The organism is uncultured Eudoraea sp. (assembly GCF_947258525.1).
Classification (GTDB): Bacteria; Bacteroidota; Bacteroidia; order Flavobacteriales; family Flavobacteriaceae; genus Eudoraea.
Genome location: NZ_CAMYIP010000094.1, coordinates 1 through 18,442, shown reverse-complemented (window position 1 = coordinate 18,442; position 18,442 = coordinate 1). Strand labels below are relative to the sequence as shown.

Here is an 18,442-nt window from a genome sequence, read left to right as displayed (position 1 = left end):
TATGTCTAAAATACTGGTTATTGAAGATGAAGCGGCAATCCGCAGGGTTTTGGTTAAAATTTTATCGGAAGAAAGTGAAACGTACGAAGTAGATGAGGCAGAAGATGGTTCTAATGGTCTGGAGATGATTAAAAAAACAGATTATGACCTGGCGCTTTGTGATATAAAAATGCCCAAAATGGACGGCGTTGAAGTGCTGCAGGCTGCAAAAAAAGTAAGGCCGGAAATACCGTTTATCATGATTTCCGGACACGGGGATTTGGATACTGCTGTAAATACAATGAGGTTAGGGGCTTTCGACTACATCTCCAAACCACCTGATTTAAACAGACTGCTAACTACAGTTAGGAATGCCCTGGACAAAAAACAACTTGTTAAGGAAAACAAGATCTTAAAGAAGAAGGTTAGTAAGGGTTATGAAATGATTGGGGAAAGTAAGGAGATTACGGCCATCAAGGATATGATTGAAAAGGTAGCGCCAACGGATGCAAGGGTTTTAATTACAGGATCAAATGGTACAGGAAAGGAACTTGTGGCGCATTGGTTGCATGAAAAAAGTGATCGTAGTGGTGGGCCTTTTATTGAAGTAAATTGTGCGGCAATCCCTTCTGAACTAATTGAAAGTGAATTATTTGGTCATGTTAAAGGAGCTTTCACTTCGGCAGTAAGGGATAGGGCCGGTAAATTTGAAGCTGCCAATAAGGGCACTATCTTTTTGGATGAAATAGGAGATATGAGCCTGTCCGCTCAGGCGAAAGTACTTAGGGCTTTGCAGGAAAGTAAAATTTCACGGGTAGGTACGGATAAAGATATTAAAGTTGATGTGCGCGTAATAGCCGCAACCAACAAAGATCTTCAACAAGAAATTGCAGAAGGAAAATTTAGAGAAGACCTATACCATCGGTTAGCTGTAATACTCATAAATGTACCTTCACTGAATGACCGAAGGGAAGATATTCCGCTACTAATAGATCATTTTACCTCTTTAATTGCCTCTGAACAAGGTGTGGTTATCAAAAAATTTAGTAAAAAAGCGCTTGAACTTTTAAAAGGTTATGATTGGACGGGAAATATTCGCGAACTACGAAATGTGGTGGAACGCTTAATTATCCTGGGCGGTGACGAAATTTCTGAAGAAGATGTTACCCTTTTTGCAAGTAAATAGATATCAGCATTGGCAAATAATTAAATCCCCTCTGAAAATTCCTTTTTGTACTATTTATTACAATCCTTTAATTGCTCAAGGGCGAGAGCGGTAATTTGTTTCGTTCTTAAATTGTAGTACTTTTTAGCTTCTGTAAGTTTTGGTTTTAGAAGTTCCTGTTCACAATGTGCATAAATCTTACTGGCAAACTCATAGGCCTCTTTACATTCTACGCTATTTACTACTTCGTTTAGAGAATTTTGATAATTGACAAGGGAGAGATCAATTTTTCTTTCCAGTTCCTTACCCACCGGCAATACCATTCTTAATTTATCTTTTTCTGCAGTTTTTGTGTTCATAGCCAACATATCATTGGCGTACATACTTCCTCCGAGGTGTTCATCGTGATCTCTGATTGCTTCAAGACTTCCCAGAGAGTTATCCAATGCACGTGTTAAGAGAATTTTTGCACTGTTTAATGAAGTAACCCTGGTTGCCATTTTTAGATTATCCAGGCCTTCATAAATGCTCTCCGTAGCATATTCACATCCGCAAGCTTCAATTTGTTCTTTCGATTTTTCAATCGCATTAAGGGCTTTATATGCGTAGAAACGCGAAGTATTAATGTCTTCAGCCGCAAGTGCGCGTTCAGTCTGGGATTTGATGTACCCAATATTTGATCCTGCATATTCACAAGCCTTACTCATATTGAAGGAAGACATAGAAAAAAGCATAAGGAACATTAGAATGATACGTAGGACCTTCATAGCATAATGTATTGATATTGTAAAATTTAGGCATGGTAAAGATAGAGCGCGGTCCTCCCGTGGCCTTATTTATTCGTTTAATTACCCCTTCTTTATCGATTAAAGGGCGAATGGTACAATATTGAGGATAAAGGGTTATTTTTAAATTTGAGCCTTTCTCAGGACAACAAAATATTTTATATTCAACCCATGAAGAAAATAGATATAGACGCTTACAAGATAGTTCCTGATATAAAATTGGCAGATCTGAAAACTTCTGAAAATCTTGATAGCACGGATAAAGAGCTCAAAAAGAAACTAGAAAAATTACGTGAAGATTTAGGTGATTTTCAAAATAAGCTATATGCGCATGGTAAGTATGCTGTGCTGATTTGTTTTCAGGGGATGGATACTGCTGGCAAGGATAGCCTTATTCGTGAAGTGTTTAAAGATTGCAACGTAAGAGGCGTTGTGGTGCACAGCTTTAAAGTTCCAACGGAACTTGAACTGGATCATGATTATATATGGAGACACTATATAGCACTTCCACCAAAAGGAAAGTTTGGCGTATTTAACAGAACTCATTATGAGAATGTATTGGTAACTAAAGTCCATCCCGAGTATATCTTAATCGAGAATATCCCAAATATTAATTCGGTAGCAGATATAGATGAACAATTCTGGGAAAAACGTTACGAACAAATCAACAACTTCGAACGCCATATTTCAGAAAATGGAACCCTTATTTTCAAATTCTTTTTAAATATCTCTAAAGAAGAGCAAAGACAAAGATTATTAAGGAGATTGCGTCTCCAAGAAAAAAATTGGAAATTCTCTCCAGGTGATATAAAAGAACGCAATCTCTGGGATAATTATCAGCAATGTTATGAGGAAGCCATCAATAAGACATCCAGACCTAATGCGCCTTGGCATGTTATTCCTGCTGATAACAAAAGAGCTTCAAGGTTAATTGTTGCCACTATATTGCTGGAATCGTTAAAAAAATACAAAGATATTAAGGAACCAGAGCTTGATGACGAAATAAAGGCTAATATTGAAATATATAAATCCAAATTGGAAAAAGAAAAATGAGATTTTTAGGTCTAATTCTTACAATTTTATTGGTTGGACCAATCTGGTCGCAAACAGACGACAAAGAACAGTTAAAAGCAATTTATAACGCTGAACTGACCCAAGCGGAGTCTTACACTTGGTTGAATTATTTATCCAATCAGATTGGAGGGCGACTTACGGGTTCTGTTCAGGCTGAACAGGCTGTTGAGTATACCAAACAAAAATTAGATTCCCTGGGACTGGACCGGGTCTGGTTACAACCTGTAATTGTTCCTAAGTGGGTTAGGGGAGTACCTGAATTTGCCTTTATTGAAAGTAAACCGGGAATTACCAATAATGTACCTATTTGCGCTTTAGGGGGATCTATTGCAACCCCTACAGGAGGGATCAAAGCGAACGTTATTGAAGTAAATGGTATTGAAGAACTGGAAAAGCTTGGGCGTGGTAAAATTGAAGGCAAAATTGTCTTTTACAACAAACCCATGGATCCCAGTCTTATTAATACGTTTGAAGCATATTCTTCTTGCGTCAATCAAAGGTATTCTGGAGCTAAAGAAGCTTCAAAATATGGAGCTGTGGCTATTATTGTCCGTTCGATGAACCTTCGCCTTGATGATTATCCTCATGCTGGAGGTATGAGCTATGGTGATATATCTTTAGAGGATAGAATTCCGGCAGCTGCTATAAGTACCAATGGGGCAGAATTACTAAGCACGACCTTAAAACTTAATCCTGAAATAAAATTCTATTTTAAACAAAACTGCAGGCAACTGCAGGATGTTAAATCTTATAATGTTATCGGAGAGATAAAAGGAAGCGTGCACCCCGATGAAATTATTTTGGTTGGAGGCCATCTTGATTCCTGGGATTTAGGCGATGGTGCCCATGATGATGGTGCCGGATGTGTTCAAAGTATGGAAGTCCTTAGATTACTAAAATTAACAGGGTATGTCCCCAAACGAACAATCCGGGTTGTACTTTTTATGAATGAAGAGAACGGACTAAAGGGTGCAAAAACTTACGCCGAGATTGCTTTAAGTAAAAATGAGAACCATGTATTTGCCTTAGAAAGTGATGCAGGCGGGTTTACACCCAGAGGTTTTTCTTTTGACTGTTCTGAAACTGATTTTGCCAAAATTTTACGTTGGAAATCACTTTTTGAACCGTATTACGTTCATTTATTTGAGCAAGGAGGCAGCGGAGCCGATATTGGCCCTTTAAAAAATGACCAAATTGTTCTTGCCGGACTGCGGCCCGATTCCCAGCGATATTTTGACCACCATCATACCGAGATTGATACATTTAAACATGTCAATAAGCGAGAACTGGAGCTTGGCGCAGCCACTATGGCAAGTTTGATATATCTAATTGACAAATATGGCACAGCTTCGGAAAATACAGGAGCAGATAAATAACACCTTCCTACTATCCAATTATACTATAACAAAAGCTATAGGTAAGATATAATAAATGCCTGTCTGTTTAAATTTATTACCTTTGCAGCTTATCAAAAAAAAGAGAAATGCAAGACGGAATTTACGCGAAATTCAATACTTCTAAAGGAGAAATAACAGTAAAATTAACGCACGATAAGACCCCGGGCACAGTAGGTAATTTTGTAGCACTGGCAGAAGGAGCCAAGGAGAATTCAGCCAAATCAAAAAACACGCCGTATTATGATGGCTTAAGTTTTCACAGGGTAATCCCGGATTTTATGATTCAGGGTGGTTGTCCGCAAGGAACAGGCACAGGAGATCCAGGATATAAATTTGATGACGAGTTTCATCCAGACCTTAAACATTCAGAACCAGGAGTACTTTCCATGGCAAATGCCGGCCCTGGTACCAATGGCAGTCAATTCTTTATTACACATGTTGCTACGCCATGGCTAGACAATAAGCACACAGTGTTTGGAAAAGTTGTTGAAGGCCAGGATGTTGTAGATGAAATTGCTCAGGGAGATTTAATTGATAGTCTGGAAATTGTAAGAATTGGAAGTGAGGCAGAATCCTGGAATGCAGTTGAAGCTTTTACAACTTTTGAAAGTTCCCGTGAAAAAAGGTTGCAGGAAGAAAAACGTAAAGCAGAGGCAGAATTAGAAAAAGTTGCTGCCGGCTTTGATATAACTAACACCGGACTTCGTTACAAAATTCTTAAAGCGGGCAATGGTAATCAGGCAATTAAAGGAAATACAGTATCTGTTCATTATGAAGGATCATTAACAAACGGACAAGTGTTTGATTCTTCATACCAGCGCAATCAGCCCATTGATTTTCAATTAGGTATAGGACAGGTAATACCGGGTTGGGATGAAGGCATTAGTTTATTAAAAGTAGGAGATAAAGCTCGTTTCGTAATTCCATCAGAACTTGGTTATGGCAGCGCGGGTGCAGGAGGAGTAATACCTCCAAACGCTACGCTGATTTTTGATGTTGAACTTATGGATACCAAATAAAACCCTGGTTCAATAAAAATAATAAAAGGGGAGACCCTGATGTTTATTTATTACCGTCAACTTCTTTCATTAATTTGGAAGAAGTTTTTTATTTGGCTTTATTGGCGCTAAAAACAATAAGTATTAAGTTGATAGCTAATACAAGAGACACGATTACAGAAAAAACAGACATAACAGTTAATTAGGTTATTTTGTGGGGGTACATTCTTATTTATATAACACCTGGGCAGCTATAAACCCTACTTGCTATTTACCAAAAACAGAGTAATTCTAGAAGATGTCTATAAAAGGGGGGAACATTAGGCTGTGCAATACACCGATAAAATTAAAGAAGGTTTTACAAAAGATCAAGCTTAAATTCAATGAGTTATAAAATTTTGTTAACCAAGTTATAAGATATTTCTGATACCATTTTGAAGACTCTTACAGGTGTCCAATAAATATGATATTCTTTTATGCCAAACAAAAAAAACCCTTTGAGATCAGAAGACTTTAATTAATGTCAAAGATTTTTAGACCTGTGTGTGATCCTGGGATCCTTCTGAATTAAAGTTTAATTTTTTTAAGTTGAAAACTAACAGAGTATGGTCATTACATAATAGATCTTAAATTAGCTTATAGGAAATCAAAATCATTATTTTTGAAAATATGGAAAATATAGAAATTGAAGAATTACGTTATCCCATCGGTAAGTTTGAAGTACCCTCCTCAATATCAGAAGATCAAATTGAAGAATGGATTGGTATTTTGGAGCATTTTCCAAATAAATTAGAATTGTTGGTAAAGGAACTATCAACAACTCAACTAGAGACTAGGTATAGACCGGGCGGTTGGACCGTACGTCAACTTATTCATCATGTTGCCGATAGTCACCATCATAGCTATATACGTTTTAAATGGGCATTGACAGAAGAAAATCCTATTATTAAACCTTATTTTGAAAAGGAATGGGCAGAACTTTTTGATACCAGGACTGCTCCCATTGAATTATCACTTAATCATCTCAGCGCAGTACATGCTAAACTGGTATATTTACTTAAAGGACTTTCTTCTATAGATTTAAAGCGAAGTTTTATACATCCTGAGACTAATGAGTCAACTACAATTGAAGAAAATATTGGACGATATGTATGGCATGGAAACCATCATTACGCTCATATCAAAAGTCTTTTACAACGAGAAGGGTGGAATTCATAAGGTATGTTCAAAACCTAATCAATTGACGAATACGTGAGAATTATGTGTTTTATACTTTTTTCATAAGTACATACATCGGCTTTTGTTTTTCTAAAACCTGTTCAGATTTCAATTGCTTTTCTTTTAATATTTCATATCCGTTCTTAAGATAGAAGTTAAGTGCCGGTCCTTTTTGCATTGTTTCCAACCATAACAAGTGTTTGTTTGAGTTCAGACAGTATTTTTCAACCCAACCCAGAGCAAGGCTTCCTATCCCTGTGCCCGAGTATTTATTTAAAATATATATTTTTTCCAAAAAGACGGTTTCCTTTGAAATGTTAGGTGCTATAGGAGCATCTTTTATAAGTTTAAGAATACCAACCGCTTTATTTGCCTGATATATCAGCCATAGCGATGATGATTTGTCTTTCAATTCATGTCGTACAACTTCTGTGGTAAAACTTTCTTCTATATATGGAGTGGGATCATTATTTTTCCATAAGTGCAAATAGTGCTCTTTGTAAGCCTTTATTCCTAAATTACAGTAGAGTTGGCAGGTCTCATTTGATACTGCTTCAAATTTTATTTCCATTTTATATTACAACCTATACTTGGTTTTTGAACCGGATTTATAGGTTTGTTGCCTAACAATGAATCCATAGCATTGCTAAGATCCAATCCGGTTAGTGGTATGCCATTTCCTGGTCTGGAATCGTCTAATTGTCCTCTGTAAACAAGCTTTAGTTCATTATCAAAAAGATAAAAATCCGGAGTACACGCAGCCTCATATGCCCTGGCCACTTTTTGTGACTCATCAAATAAATATGGAAAACTGTATTTTTCTTCTGAGGCCGTTTGCTTCATTAGTTTTGGAGCATCCTGAGGATAATTCACAATATCATTACTGGAGATTGCTATAAAAGCTATTCCTTTAGATTGGTAAGTAGTTGCCAATTCTACGATTTTAGAATTTACATGTTTAACAAAGGGACAATGATTGCAGATAAACATTATCAGAGTTCCTTTTTCACCTTTTATATTCTCAAGAGCGACTACTTTGTCACTTATGGTATCGGGTAACTTAAAATTTGGGGCCATAGTGCCCAAAGGCAGCATATTGCTGGGTGTTCTTGCCATCTTTTGAGTTTTTTCAATTAAACAGGATTAAAGTTAGTAGATATAAATTAAATAAAAGTCACTTCTTATATCCTATTTATACTCAGGGTTAAAATGCTGGCTGCAGTACGGATGAAACCCCTGAAAATTTAACTTTCTACATTATTTTTCCAAAGAAAACAGCGTTCATTAATAATTTATTTGTGCCGTACCAAAACGCCCTGAAGTTAGTATTGTCAGTAAATAAAATAACCCGGCCCTTGCCATGTTTTTGTACCTTAAACGGAACACTGCCTCTAATCATTTCCAGATTTTCTTCAGAAATATACCCACTTTGCAAGGGCTGATTAGTGTACCGAATTGGATTATTATAACTATCCTTGTCTGGTTCTATATAAATGTTAGTATGCTTCCAGGGTGTCTTTTCTAAACTTTAAGTTCATAAGCTCATGTTCATTAAACCAATTAGCCCTATTGCCATAACCAATTAGTGTTCCTCCTGCTTTCACCCAATCATTTAACTTTTCGGCGACAGTTTTATCATTAGAAGTTTTCATTGTTGATCTGGGCATTATAATATCTGTATATGGACTCAAATCAACAGAATTAAGATAATCCATGTCAATTTTGGTAATCTTCATATTATAACGGGTGTCAAATAAATGCCAAATTTCTCCCGCATCGTAAGATCTTATACCCCTACCAACCACTATCGCAACTTTTTGCTTTTTAACAGGATCAAAATCGTTACTACCCAGGTCAATTCCTTGCGATAAGCCTGTATTAACTGCGGTTATTTTGATTTTGCTATCATCGGCTACCTCTTTAAGAAACTCATATAGTTCTTTGCTGCTTAACACCTGGTTTTGCACAGGAATCATTATAGTTCCGTAATCATAGGTGTTATTCTCTAAGGTAAATCTGGATTTTGCTACTTTGGCCCTAAGCCCTTTTGATAAAATTTTATTCAGGGCCCTGGGTGTATAGAATTCATGCCATTCAAATAAATAGGCATAATTACTATGTTTACTCACATTCCCTGTTAGCGGCTTAAAGTCTGTTATTGGCGCTCCAGCATTTGTCAAGGATTCTACTTCAGCATAATCAACATTAAATGCCAGGGGAAATGTCCATGCCGAAATATCGTAAAATAAACTGTCTGTGAATGTTGTTCGCTTCTCGAACATAGCTTTTATTAACCTATGATTTTTCTGATTCATAGGAATCACATAACTATTTTCTTTCTTAAACGATTTACCGCGAATAGTAGCATCCGCTGACAGTTCATGGAAATTTATTTTGTGCCTGTTGAGTATTTCAGCAAGATGCCAGGTTTTGGCCGCATCTTTATTATCACCAAAGACTATTGCTTTAGTCCTGCTTTTTGCCGCTTCGTTTCTCATATTGCGGTAAAACTCATTCTGGTAAGAAAGAATCTTTACGCGCATATTTTTCGCGGCTTCTACAGTAGACATGGCAGTCGTAAATTGATTTCGGATGGTAAATGGAAAAGTGAGGGTGCCGTTTTCAGTATCCTGAATATGTCCCCTTGAACTGGCTTGTTCAAACAAAATTCCAATACCCCCGTTAACATCAGGAAAAGTAGAACCTTTTCCGTAATAGTAATCATCATATCTTTCTTCTGAATAATAGAGAGATCCTAGCTTATCCAGGGCTTTAGCGTGATAACTTCCTATTTCTGCGGTTAGCTCCTGGTTCATCACAGGTGTTAGTGGATGGACTCTTGTAGGCTCACCCGGTTGAAAAAAGAAAGTAGCGTTAGTACTCATTTCATGATGGTCTGTTAGAATGTTTGGTAACCACATATGGAATGTCTCTATTCGCGCACGACTTTCGGGTAATTGAACCGGAAGCCAATCCCTGTTTATGTCAAACCAATAATGATTAGTCCGGCCACCAGGCCAAACTTCGTGATATTCTCTTTCATTATTATCGGAATTAAGGTTAATACTTTTATTGGTATTGGCCCAATATGCAAAACGCTGAAGCCCATCCGGATTATATGATGGGTCCATAAGTATTACTAAATTGTTAAGTAGTTCATTAATTTCAGGACCCTGTGCCGCTGCCAGGTAGTAGGCGTAAGCCAATCCTGCATTCGAACCACTGGGTTCATTACCGTGAACGGAAAACCCCTGATACACTACAATGGGCATATTTTCCAGTGAAACTGAAGTGCCTTCCTCTTCAGTTAGTGCTATATGCTCTTCTCTAATCCTTTCCAGATTATTATGATTTTCAGGTGAGGTGATCGTAAGTAGCACTATAGGTCTGCCTTCGAAAGTGAATCCGCGATTCTCAATACTTACCCTATCGCTTTTCTCGGCCAATGTTTGCATATAAAACATCAACTTATCATGTGTAACGTGCCACTCGCCAACCTCATGACCAATTATATCAGCAGGTTTTGGGATTTTTTCGTCATAAGTCATATTCTGAGGTAAATAATAATCCAGATCAATCGAATCTTGTGCGAGACCTAAAAAGGTGAAGATAAGAAGTAGCGTGGTTGTAGTTTTTCTCATATTTTAAGGTGAGTTGAATGTGTTAGGGTATAAAAATAAAAAACGACCTTTGAAAACAAAGGTCGTTTAGAAGTTTTTGTGATTTTAATTCAGATATCCTCAAAATCTAAATCTGTGAAACTATCAGTAGAAGATATTTCTCCGTTCTCACTAGGCTCTATCTTTTTAAAGTCCTTTTGATGTCTTTCTGAGATGACTTCATGCCCTTTTTCATCTATAATATAGTCCATCATCTCTCCCATAATCTCTCTGAAAGATTGAAAATCTTCTTTGTAGAGATATATTTTGTGTTTCTTATAATGAAAGGAGCCATCATCATGTGTAAATTTTTTACTCTCCGTGATGGTCAGATAATAATCTCCTGCCTTTGTGCTTCTAACATCAAAAAAATAAGTTCTTCTCCCTGCCCTTAAAACTTTTGAGAAAATTTCTTCCTGATCCATTAAATCTTTATCGCTCATTTGTTATATATATAGTTGATTACTATTCCAAAAATATCTTCAAAAATGAAAAAAAAAAGCTTATCCAGCAACATTTTGCTAGATTTCTTTCGCTGAAAGTTGATTGATATACAGCTCTTTGTAGTAGCCGTCTATTTCTATCAATTTGTTGTGAGTGCCCTCTTGAAGGACCTTTCCGTCTTCCAGGACTATTATCTTATCTGCATTTTTGGCTGAAGAAACTCGATGGCTTACGATTAGTGTGGTTCGTAAATGTGAAGCAAGTTTCAGGTTTTGTAATATTTCTTCTTCAGTTTCGGTATCTACAGCAGACAGGCAATCATCGAATAAATATATCCTGGGGTCTTTTAGCAATGCCCTGGCTATGGACACACGCTGTTTTTGACCTCCACTAAGGGTAATTCCCCTTTCTCCAAGAATTGTATCATACTTTTTCGAAAAACCCATGATATTTTCATGCACTGCAGCTTTTCTGGCAACTTCTAAAATTTCACTTTCTGTTGCGTCTTCTTTGCCAAATTTGATATTATTTTTTATGGTGTCAGAAAACAGAAACGCGTCTTGCGGAACAGCGCCGATAGCAGACCTTAAACTATTTAAGTTTAATTTTTGAACCGGGACATTGTCAATTAATATTTCTCCGGAAGAAGCATCGTACAATCTGGCAATTAGGTCCAGGATAGTAGATTTTCCAGATCCGGTTTTTCCAATTATTGCAACCGTTTCCCCTTCATCTATCGTGAAAGATATATTTTTAAGTGCTGTAATATTTGTGTCTTCATAGGTAAATGTAACATTCTTAAACTCTATGGAGCCGCTAATAGGGGTATCTTCCATAACTTTATTACTAATCTCAGGCTGTTCCTTTAAGAACTCATTTATTCTCTTTTGGGAAGCTTCCGCCCGCTGCACAATGGAGGTTAACCATCCAACAACAGCAACCGGCCATGTTAACATATTTACATAAAGGATGAATTCGGCGATGGTACCAATAGATAAGATTTCACCATTTATATATTGTTTGCCTCCCACATAGATCACGAAAATATTACTGATTCCAATTAACAAGATCATCAATGGAAAAAACCAGGCGTTTACCTTGGCCAAATCCATGCTTTTATCTTTCCCTTCATTGGCGAGAACAATAACTTCATTATTTATCTGTGGTTCCAGGTTATAAGCTTTTATTACGGATACTCCGGAAAAAGATTCCTGGGCAAAGGTTGATAAGGTAGAAAGGTATTCCTGTACTTTGGTACTTCGTTTATGAATAATTTTACTTATCTGATAAATTAAAACTGAAAGTACTGGTAAGGGTAATAATGAATAAAATGCAATTGTTGGGGCCTTAATGAACATAAGAGGAATAAGACAAACAAAAAGGGTTAGTGTTTGAATTCCGTACATTATCGCCGGTCCGGTGTAGAGCCTCACCTGACCTACATCTTCACTTATCCTGTTCATAAGATCACCGGTACGATTCTTTTTATAAAAATTCAGACTTAAAAGTTGGTAATGATCGAATACCTCGTTTTTTAGGTCGAATTCAATATATCGCGATACATTTATAATGGTCTGCCGCATTAAGAAAGTAAAGAATCCAGATAGTAAAGCAGCACCGACAATGATCAGTATGTACTCCAAAAGCAAATCTCTTGCCTGTGGTTCTGTAATTTGGGAAGCCACATAGTTTTCAACTACTTCAATTGATTTTTTTACATAGGAAGGCATTACCAATTGAAATATCCTCGCAATAATGGTAATAATAATACCAATGAGTAATTTGAACCAATATTTTTTGAAGTATTTGTCTAAATGCCTGAGTTCTTTCATTAAAATGGCTGGTAATGCAAATTGGTTTTAAGTGAAGGACAAATATAGCTGATTGGTCACAAAACAAATGTTATAAAACTGATAAGATAAATTGAGAATTAGGTTTGGATTTAAATTAGATTAGTATTTTTGCGGCGTTTTGTATTTCTAATTTAACACAAGGTTCTTTAAAATGCTTACAAGAAGGCAAATCAGGGTAAAAGTTATGCAATGCATATATGCTTTAACCTTATCGCACGATGAATCTTTAGAAAAACAGAAAAAATTTCTCCGAATAAGCATTGATAACACTTATACGCTCTACCTACTTGTTTTAAGTCTATTAATAGAACTTCACAAAATGGAGGATAATTTCATCAGATTATCTTCTAAAAAATATTTGAACGGAAACGACGAGAAATATCCTGATAAGAAAAAGTTTCTGAACAATGCGGTACTTCGGCAAATTGCAAATAACTCCATGTTGCAAAATGAATTGGCAAAAAGGAAATTAAACAATTGGGATCTGCACCAGGATTATGTCAAAATAGTATTTAATGAAATAAAAAATAGTGAACTTTTTGAGCAGTATATGCTTAATACTGAAAGTAGCTATGAAGAGGATAAAAATTTTATAGCAAATCTTTTTAAGGAGGTAATTGCACCAAATGAAAGGATATACGAATATTTTGAGGATGACGAATTAACCTGGGTAGATGATATCCCTCTGGTGAATACGTTTGTTTTAAGGCAATTGAAGAAGGTAAATGCGAAATTTGGTCATTCCTACTTTTTACCAAAGCTTTTGAAGGACCAGGATGATATGGTCTTTGCAGATCAGTTATTAACAAAAACCCTCTTAGATGATAAGAAATTTGAAGGAGAGATTCAATTAAAAACACCCAACTGGGATAAAGATAGAATTGCAGATATAGATGCTATTCTTTTAAAGATGGCCATTTGTGAACTTACCGGCTTCTCTTCTATACCAGAGCGCGTAACCATTAATGAGTATTTAGAAATTGCAAAAGAGTATTCCACACCAAAGAGCAGCATCTTTATTAATGGTATTTTGGATAAATTGGTAAAAGAATACAAGATTAGTGGAAAATTGAAAAAAACAGGGAGAGGATTATTATAAACAAATATTCCTTAATTTTGCATGCAAAACTTAAACAAAATTATAATGAAAAGATTATTTATCGCCCTCGGTTTGACCACAGCATTAATGTTTAGCTCATGTAAGGAGAATGCCTCCAGTAAAGTTAACACCGCTAATGTTGAAGTGGCAGCAGAAAGAGACTTGCAGGCAAAAAAACTTCCTGTAATGAAATTTGATAAATCGGAACATGATTTCGGTACCATTACACAAGGAACTCCGCAGGAGACTGTCTTCACATTTACTAATACAGGTAACGCGCCTCTCATTATTACAAATGCAACTAGTAGTTGTGGGTGCACGGTACCGAATCCTCCTAAGGATCCTATTCCCCCGGGTGAAACTGGTGAACTTCTTGTGAAGTTTAATGGTTCAGGTCAAAATCAGGTTACCAAGACTATTACCGTGACTGCTAACACGGAAAAAGGTCAGGAAATGTTAAGAATTAAAGCATTTGTTAATCCAAAAGACGCGGGACCTACAGCAGCATTGGGCCCTGTTAAATAAGTAATACAAAACTCAACACAAAATTATGGGTGATATAGGACAATTTCTTCCGATGATACTCATCTTTGCCGTAGCATATTTTTTTATGATACGTCCACAGATGAAACGCCAAAAGGATGAAAAGAAATTTGCGGCAGCATTGAAGAAAGGTGATAAAATAGTAACTAAAAGTGGCTTGCATGGTAAAGTCGTGGATTTGAATGATAAGGATTTTTCCTGTATTATTGAAACCATGGCCGGTAGATTAAAATTTGATAGATCTGCCATCTCTATGGAAATGAGCTCCAAATTGAATGCGACACCCAAGGAAAAATAAAATTAAATGAGTTTGCTTTATAAAAACACCGGTAATCACCGGTGTTTTTTTTGATCTTATAATTAGCTGAAAATCTGTATATTCAACTTTTTAATAATTCCTTACTATGAACTCTAACAGAAGAAAATTTATTAAAAACAGTTCTTTGTTCCTTTTGGGATCAAGTTCCTCTTTCCTATTTCCTGCTGAATTACTGGCATCTATCCGAAAAAGGGTAGGAGCAAACGATCAGATCAATATGGGATTGATTGGTTGTAATGGTATGGGCTTCAGTAACCTGCTTTCGCTATTGAAAATTAGCGAAGTTAGTGTAATTGCACTTTGTGATGTGGATGAAAATGTACTCGGGCGGCGCACCTCTGAGCTTGAAAAAGCGGGTATAAATAAACCGAAGTGGTATAAGGATTACAGAGAATTGCTGGAAGACAAGGATATTGATTTTGTGGTTATAGGAACGCCGGATCACTGGCATTGTCTTCAACTAACGGATGCGTTAGCCGCAGGTAAAGATGTGTATTGTGAGAAACCTATAGCTAATTCTATGCAGGAATGTGAACTTATGTTAAACACTGTTGAAAAAAGTGAGCGCATAGTTCAGATAGGCCAATGGCAACGTAGTCAACCCCATTTTGTAGACGCTATTAATTTTGTGCACTCGGGAAAACTTGGCGAAATACGTTTGGCAAAAGCCTGGGCCTATCAGGGATGGATGAAACCGGTTCCTATTCTTCCGGACGAGAAGGCACCTGCCGGGGTAGATTATGATATGTGGCTGGGACCGGCACCAAAACGAGCTTTTAACACTAACCGATTTCATTTTAATTTCAGGTGGTTTTGGGATTATGCCGGTGGCCTTATGACAGACTGGGGAGTTCATTTAATTGACTATGCTCTATACGGAATGAAAGCTGGAACCCCAAAATCTGTAATGGCTATAGGGGGTAAGTTTGCCTATCCTAACGATGCTTCTGAAACACCAGATTCATTACAGGCCGTTTTTGAATATGATGATTTTTCCATTCTATGGGAACATGCTACAGGTATTGATGGAGGAAATTATGGCAGAAATCATGGAATAGCTTTTATTGGGAATAATGGTACTTTGGTCCTGGACAGAAGCGGATGGGAAGTAATCCCCGAAAATGAATTTCAGGGGTGGGGCAAGGAAGGCATTCCACGGATGGAAGCTCTGCCCTTGCAACAGAATCAGGGAAGTGGATTGGATCTGCATACCAAAAACTTTATAGAGGCCGTAAAAAGCAGGAATACTATGAACCTCAATGCGCCAATTAAAGTAGGTTACGATGCCGCTATGGTATCACACATGGGAAATGTTGCATACAAATCCGGGAATAGGGTTTATTGGGATGCAAATAGTGGAAGATTTACAGATCAAACGGCTAATGAAATTATGATGGCGTCTTATAACAATGGCTGGAAATTACCGCAATAAAAAATCCCGGATTTAAATTTGTCCATATAATAAATTTCTGCTAACAGTTTTATGGAGCAAGCAATTATTTTATTTGTATTTATCATTCAAACCTATGCCTTTAGAAATCATCGGAATAATTTTATCAAGTCGTGATTCTTTGGTCTTTTGTTGTTTTGCTTCTGAAATGTACCCGCAATAATCTCTTTGTTTATATGGAGCCATCGTATTGAATTGTTCATTTAGCCCAGGGTTTTCCAATAAAACATCTTTTAATAGTTTTGGGATGATAATTTCTGTCTTTGGAGATGGTTTTATTTCAAAGCCTTTCTTTTGATTTGCTATTGCCTCCTCTATATAACTAAGCACTACTGCTTCATCTATATCACGCTCTGACTTAAATTTCCAATGCCTCATTGATTTTGTTTTCCCTTCCTGGGCATTTACCAATACCCCCTTGGGATCGCTAAGGAAAACCCCATTAAAAAACCATAACCCGAAATGATTTTTAAAAGCCAGTATTCCAAGGACATTCTTATTGTTAATAGTATAGACAGGGGAACCCCACTTCAGCGTTTCAACCAATTCGGTTTTTAAGACAATTTCTCTTAATTGGGCTATTCCCTCCTTAAATTTTTGAGTTTTTGAATAATATGCTTCTATTTTTTCTTCAATATCCATATAGCCAGCTATTTACGGGCTACAAGTTCGCAAATTTTTACAATAACATCAACTGCCTTTTGCATACTTTCAACGGGTACATATTCGTACTTTCCATGAAAATTATGTCCGCCTGCAAAAATATTAGGACAAGGTAGACCCATGAAACTAAGTTGTGAACCATCAGTACCGCCCCTAATCGGTTTTATGATTGGTTCTATGCCCAGTCCTTCCATGGCTTCTTTTGCAATTTCAACCACGTGAAAAACAGGTTCTATCTTTTCTCTCATATTGAAATACTGATCTTTTATCTCTACAGATAAATAATCGCCATGTTTTTTGTTGAGATCACTGATAATATTCTTTAGTAACTTTTTTTTGTCTTCAAATAAGGATTTATCATGATCCCTTATTATAAGTTCCAATTCTGCTTTTTCTATTTCCCCATGCAACTGGTTAATATGAAAAAATCCATCACGACCTTCTGTATGCTCCGGCACTTCTTCTTTGGGTAATGAATTCATGAATTCGCCAATGAGTCCAATTGCATTTACCATTTTTCCTTTGGCATATCCGGGGTGAACACTTTTACCTGTAGCCGTAATTTTTGCCTCAGCTGCATTAAAATTCTCATACTCCAATTCCCCTATCTGGCTGCCGTCTATGGTATAAGCCCAATCTACATTAAATTTATCAACATCAAATTTATGTGCTCCGCGGCCAATCTCTTCATCCGGTGTAAAACCAATACGGATAGGGCCATGCTTAACTTCAGGGTGATTGACAAGGTATTCCATAGCCGTTATGATTTCTGTAATACCGGCCTTGTCATCTGCTCCAAGCAGAGTTGTGCCATCTGTAACAATAAGGGTTTGTCCTTTGTAAAGAAGTAAATCATCAAAATAATCCGGAGATAAGACAATGTTGTTTTCCTTATTAAGGATAATGTCTTCTCCATCATAATTGTGAATCAAACGTGGTTTTACATTGGCACCTGAAAAATCCGGGGTTGTATCAAAATGAGAAATAAAGCCAACAGTAGGCACCTTTTTCTCAATATTTGATGGAAGGGTAGCCATGATATAGCTGTTTGCATCAATAGAAACATCTTCCAAACCAATTTGTTTTAATTCTTCCACAAGTTTATTGGCAAGCACCCATTGTTTTTCTGTACTTGGTGTACTATCTGAATTCGGATCACTCTGAGTATCTATGGTAACATAGCTAATAAAACGGTCAATTATTTTTTGCATAGCATTTAGTTTGTTTCAAAATTACAATATTACTTTAAAGCCTGAAACTGCATAATCATCGTCTGTAAAGATCAATAACTCTAAATGAAGATAAAACAATAAAATGGGCGCTTTAGGATAAGTTTTTCCTACCTTATAAAAATATTAACTCAAATTAGATAAGTTATGAAACAACATTACTTGGTTATTTTGGTCCTGGTTTTCGGTGCTATTGGCATTGCAAACGGACAGATAAGTGGAACAGTTACTGATGATCAGGGAGTACCTCTTGTGGGAGCTTCCATTGTAAAAAAAGGCACTAGCGTAGGTACAACTACAGACTTTGATGGAAAATTTACTATCGATGCTATCCTGGGCGACAGGCTAATGGTTTCTTTTATTGGGTATGAGCCTTTAGAGGTTTTGGCAAATAGTACTATTTTAAATATTACGCTGGTATCTGGTTTGGAATTGAGTGAGGTTATTATAACTGGTTCCCGTAATCACAACAGGGTTGCAACCGAGAGCACGGTTCCTGTTGATGTCATAGATGTTAAGGAATTGGCGAGTGTTGGTCCGCAGGTAAATTTAAATCAGATTTTAAAT

17 protein-coding genes and 1 pseudogene are annotated in these 18,442 nt (G+C 36.7%); 10 read left to right on the top strand and 8 right to left on the bottom strand.

Annotation, left to right across the window (positions count from 1 at the left end):
- The first annotated feature begins 1 nt into the window (after nt 1).
- Nucleotides 2-1,165 carry a sigma-54 dependent transcriptional regulator gene (locus tag Q0X89_RS07315; protein WP_297692650.1) on the top strand — a complete coding sequence of 388 codons (1,164 nt, stop codon included), beginning with the start codon at nt 2-4 and terminating at the stop codon, nt 1,163-1,165.
- Nucleotides 1,166-1,215: 50 nt separating this feature from the next.
- Here the strand turns inward: Q0X89_RS07315 and Q0X89_RS07310 are convergent, their stop codons facing one another.
- Nucleotides 1,216-1,911, bottom strand: a complete 696-nt coding sequence (locus tag Q0X89_RS07310; protein ID WP_297692648.1) for a hypothetical protein — start codon at nt 1,909-1,911, stop codon at nt 1,216-1,218.
- Nucleotides 1,912-2,100: 189 nt separating this feature from the next.
- On the opposite strand from Q0X89_RS07310, the gene Q0X89_RS07305 reads away from it, so the two are divergent.
- The 4 genes from Q0X89_RS07305 to Q0X89_RS07290 all read left to right on the top strand — a co-directional run bounded on the left by Q0X89_RS07305 (nt 2,101) and on the right by Q0X89_RS07290 (nt 6,616).
- The gene (locus Q0X89_RS07305; protein ID WP_297692646.1) at nt 2,101-2,982 is read left to right on the top strand and encodes a PPK2 family polyphosphate kinase; all 882 of its coding nucleotides are present in this window, start codon (nt 2,101-2,103) and stop codon (nt 2,980-2,982) included.
- A complete protein-coding gene (locus Q0X89_RS07300) occupies nt 2,979-4,379 on the top strand; it encodes a M20/M25/M40 family metallo-hydrolase (RefSeq protein ID WP_297692644.1) in 1,401 nt (466 codons plus the stop codon). Before Q0X89_RS07305 ends, Q0X89_RS07300 begins: the two co-directional genes overlap by 4 nt.
- A 107-nt stretch (nt 4,380-4,486) precedes the next feature.
- Complete coding sequence (locus Q0X89_RS07295) at nt 4,487-5,419, top strand: peptidylprolyl isomerase (RefSeq protein ID WP_297692642.1); 933 nt, start codon at nt 4,487-4,489, stop codon at nt 5,417-5,419.
- 648 nt (nt 5,420-6,067) lie between these two features.
- Entirely contained in the window at nt 6,068-6,616 is a 549-nt protein-coding gene (locus Q0X89_RS07290; protein ID WP_297692640.1) for a YfiT family bacillithiol transferase, read from the top strand.
- Nucleotides 6,617-6,665: 49 nt separating this feature from the next.
- Here the strand turns inward: Q0X89_RS07290 and Q0X89_RS07285 are convergent, their stop codons facing one another.
- From Q0X89_RS07285 to Q0X89_RS07265, 5 genes and pseudogenes are all read right to left on the bottom strand, one after another.
- Nucleotides 6,666-7,187 carry a GNAT family N-acetyltransferase gene (locus Q0X89_RS07285; RefSeq protein WP_297692639.1) on the bottom strand — a complete coding sequence of 174 codons (522 nt, stop codon included), beginning with the start codon at nt 7,185-7,187 and terminating at the stop codon, nt 6,666-6,668.
- Complete coding sequence (locus tag Q0X89_RS07280; RefSeq protein ID WP_297692637.1) at nt 7,178-7,732, bottom strand: thioredoxin family protein; 555 nt, start codon at nt 7,730-7,732, stop codon at nt 7,178-7,180. Before Q0X89_RS07280 ends, Q0X89_RS07285 begins: the two co-directional genes overlap by 10 nt.
- 136 nt (nt 7,733-7,868) lie before the next feature.
- Nucleotides 7,869-10,257 (bottom strand): annotated as a pseudogene (locus tag Q0X89_RS07275) (M14 family metallopeptidase).
- A gap of 89 nt (nt 10,258-10,346) precedes the next feature.
- A complete protein-coding gene (locus Q0X89_RS07270; protein ID WP_297692635.1) occupies nt 10,347-10,718 on the bottom strand; it encodes a PUR family DNA/RNA-binding protein in 372 nt (123 codons plus the stop codon).
- Between the two features lie 78 nt (nt 10,719-10,796).
- Nucleotides 10,797-12,551, bottom strand: a complete 1,755-nt coding sequence (locus Q0X89_RS07265; protein WP_297692633.1) for an ABC transporter ATP-binding protein — start codon at nt 12,549-12,551, stop codon at nt 10,797-10,799.
- A gap of 172 nt (nt 12,552-12,723) precedes the next feature.
- On the opposite strand from Q0X89_RS07265, the gene Q0X89_RS07260 reads away from it, so the two are divergent.
- From Q0X89_RS07260 to Q0X89_RS07245, 4 genes are all read left to right on the top strand, one after another.
- Nucleotides 12,724-13,671: a transcription antitermination protein NusB gene (locus Q0X89_RS07260; RefSeq protein WP_297692631.1), complete on the top strand. Its 948-nt coding sequence runs from the start codon at nt 12,724-12,726 to the stop codon at nt 13,669-13,671.
- Nucleotides 13,672-13,716: 45 nt separating this feature from the next.
- Nucleotides 13,717-14,196 (top strand): DUF1573 domain-containing protein, encoded by a 480-nt coding sequence (locus Q0X89_RS07255; protein WP_297692629.1) that lies wholly within the window; start codon nt 13,717-13,719, stop codon nt 14,194-14,196.
- 25 nt (nt 14,197-14,221) lie between these two features.
- On the top strand, nt 14,222-14,512 hold the full coding sequence (gene yajC / locus Q0X89_RS07250) for a preprotein translocase subunit YajC (RefSeq protein ID WP_297692627.1): 291 nt from the start codon (nt 14,222-14,224) through the stop codon (nt 14,510-14,512).
- 106 nt (nt 14,513-14,618) lie between these two features.
- A complete protein-coding gene (locus Q0X89_RS07245) occupies nt 14,619-15,965 on the top strand; it encodes a Gfo/Idh/MocA family oxidoreductase (protein ID WP_297692624.1) in 1,347 nt (448 codons plus the stop codon).
- Nucleotides 15,966-16,034: 69 nt separating this feature from the next.
- Here the strand turns inward: Q0X89_RS07245 and Q0X89_RS07240 are convergent, their stop codons facing one another.
- Nucleotides 16,035-16,625 (bottom strand): DUF1801 domain-containing protein, encoded by a 591-nt coding sequence (locus Q0X89_RS07240; protein ID WP_297692622.1) that lies wholly within the window; start codon nt 16,623-16,625, stop codon nt 16,035-16,037.
- An 8-nt stretch (nt 16,626-16,633) separates the two neighbouring features.
- Nucleotides 16,634-17,857 carry a peptidase T gene (pepT, locus tag Q0X89_RS07235; protein ID WP_297692620.1) on the bottom strand — a complete coding sequence of 408 codons (1,224 nt, stop codon included), beginning with the start codon at nt 17,855-17,857 and terminating at the stop codon, nt 16,634-16,636.
- 165 nt (nt 17,858-18,022) lie between these two features.
- On the opposite strand from pepT, the gene Q0X89_RS07230 reads away from it, so the two are divergent.
- Nucleotides 18,023-18,442, top strand: a 420-nt coding sequence (locus tag Q0X89_RS07230; RefSeq protein WP_297692617.1) for a carboxypeptidase-like regulatory domain-containing protein, incomplete at its 3' end; no start/stop codon positions are given.

Coding starts and splice junctions, on each gene's coding strand:
- Q0X89_RS07300 (WP_297692644.1), top strand. CDS start 2,979: ATGAGATTTTTAGGTCTAATTCTTACAATTTTATTGGTTGGACCAATC.
- Q0X89_RS07245 (WP_297692624.1), top strand. CDS start 14,619: ATGAACTCTAACAGAAGAAAATTTATTAAAAACAGTTCTTTGTTCCTT.
- Q0X89_RS07290 (WP_297692640.1), top strand. CDS start 6,068: ATGGAAAATATAGAAATTGAAGAATTACGTTATCCCATCGGTAAGTTT.
- Q0X89_RS07285 (WP_297692639.1), bottom strand. CDS start 7,187: ATGGAAATAAAATTTGAAGCAGTATCAAATGAGACCTGCCAACTCTAC.
- Q0X89_RS07310 (WP_297692648.1), bottom strand. CDS start 1,911: ATGAAGGTCCTACGTATCATTCTAATGTTCCTTATGCTTTTTTCTATG.
- pepT (WP_297692620.1), bottom strand. CDS start 17,857: ATGCAAAAAATAATTGACCGTTTTATTAGCTATGTTACCATAGATACT.
- Q0X89_RS07265 (WP_297692633.1), bottom strand. CDS start 12,551: ATGAAAGAACTCAGGCATTTAGACAAATACTTCAAAAAATATTGGTTC.
- yajC (WP_297692627.1), top strand. CDS start 14,222: ATGGGTGATATAGGACAATTTCTTCCGATGATACTCATCTTTGCCGTA.
- Q0X89_RS07255 (WP_297692629.1), top strand. CDS start 13,717: ATGAAAAGATTATTTATCGCCCTCGGTTTGACCACAGCATTAATGTTT.
- Q0X89_RS07280 (WP_297692637.1), bottom strand. CDS start 7,732: ATGGCAAGAACACCCAGCAATATGCTGCCTTTGGGCACTATGGCCCCA.
- Q0X89_RS07260 (WP_297692631.1), top strand. CDS start 12,724: ATGCTTACAAGAAGGCAAATCAGGGTAAAAGTTATGCAATGCATATAT.
- Q0X89_RS07305 (WP_297692646.1), top strand. CDS start 2,101: ATGAAGAAAATAGATATAGACGCTTACAAGATAGTTCCTGATATAAAA.
- Q0X89_RS07315 (WP_297692650.1), top strand. CDS start 2: ATGTCTAAAATACTGGTTATTGAAGATGAAGCGGCAATCCGCAGGGTT.
- Q0X89_RS07270 (WP_297692635.1), bottom strand. CDS start 10,718: ATGAGCGATAAAGATTTAATGGATCAGGAAGAAATTTTCTCAAAAGTT.
- Q0X89_RS07240 (WP_297692622.1), bottom strand. CDS start 16,625: ATGGATATTGAAGAAAAAATAGAAGCATATTATTCAAAAACTCAAAAA.
- Q0X89_RS07295 (WP_297692642.1), top strand. CDS start 4,487: ATGCAAGACGGAATTTACGCGAAATTCAATACTTCTAAAGGAGAAATA.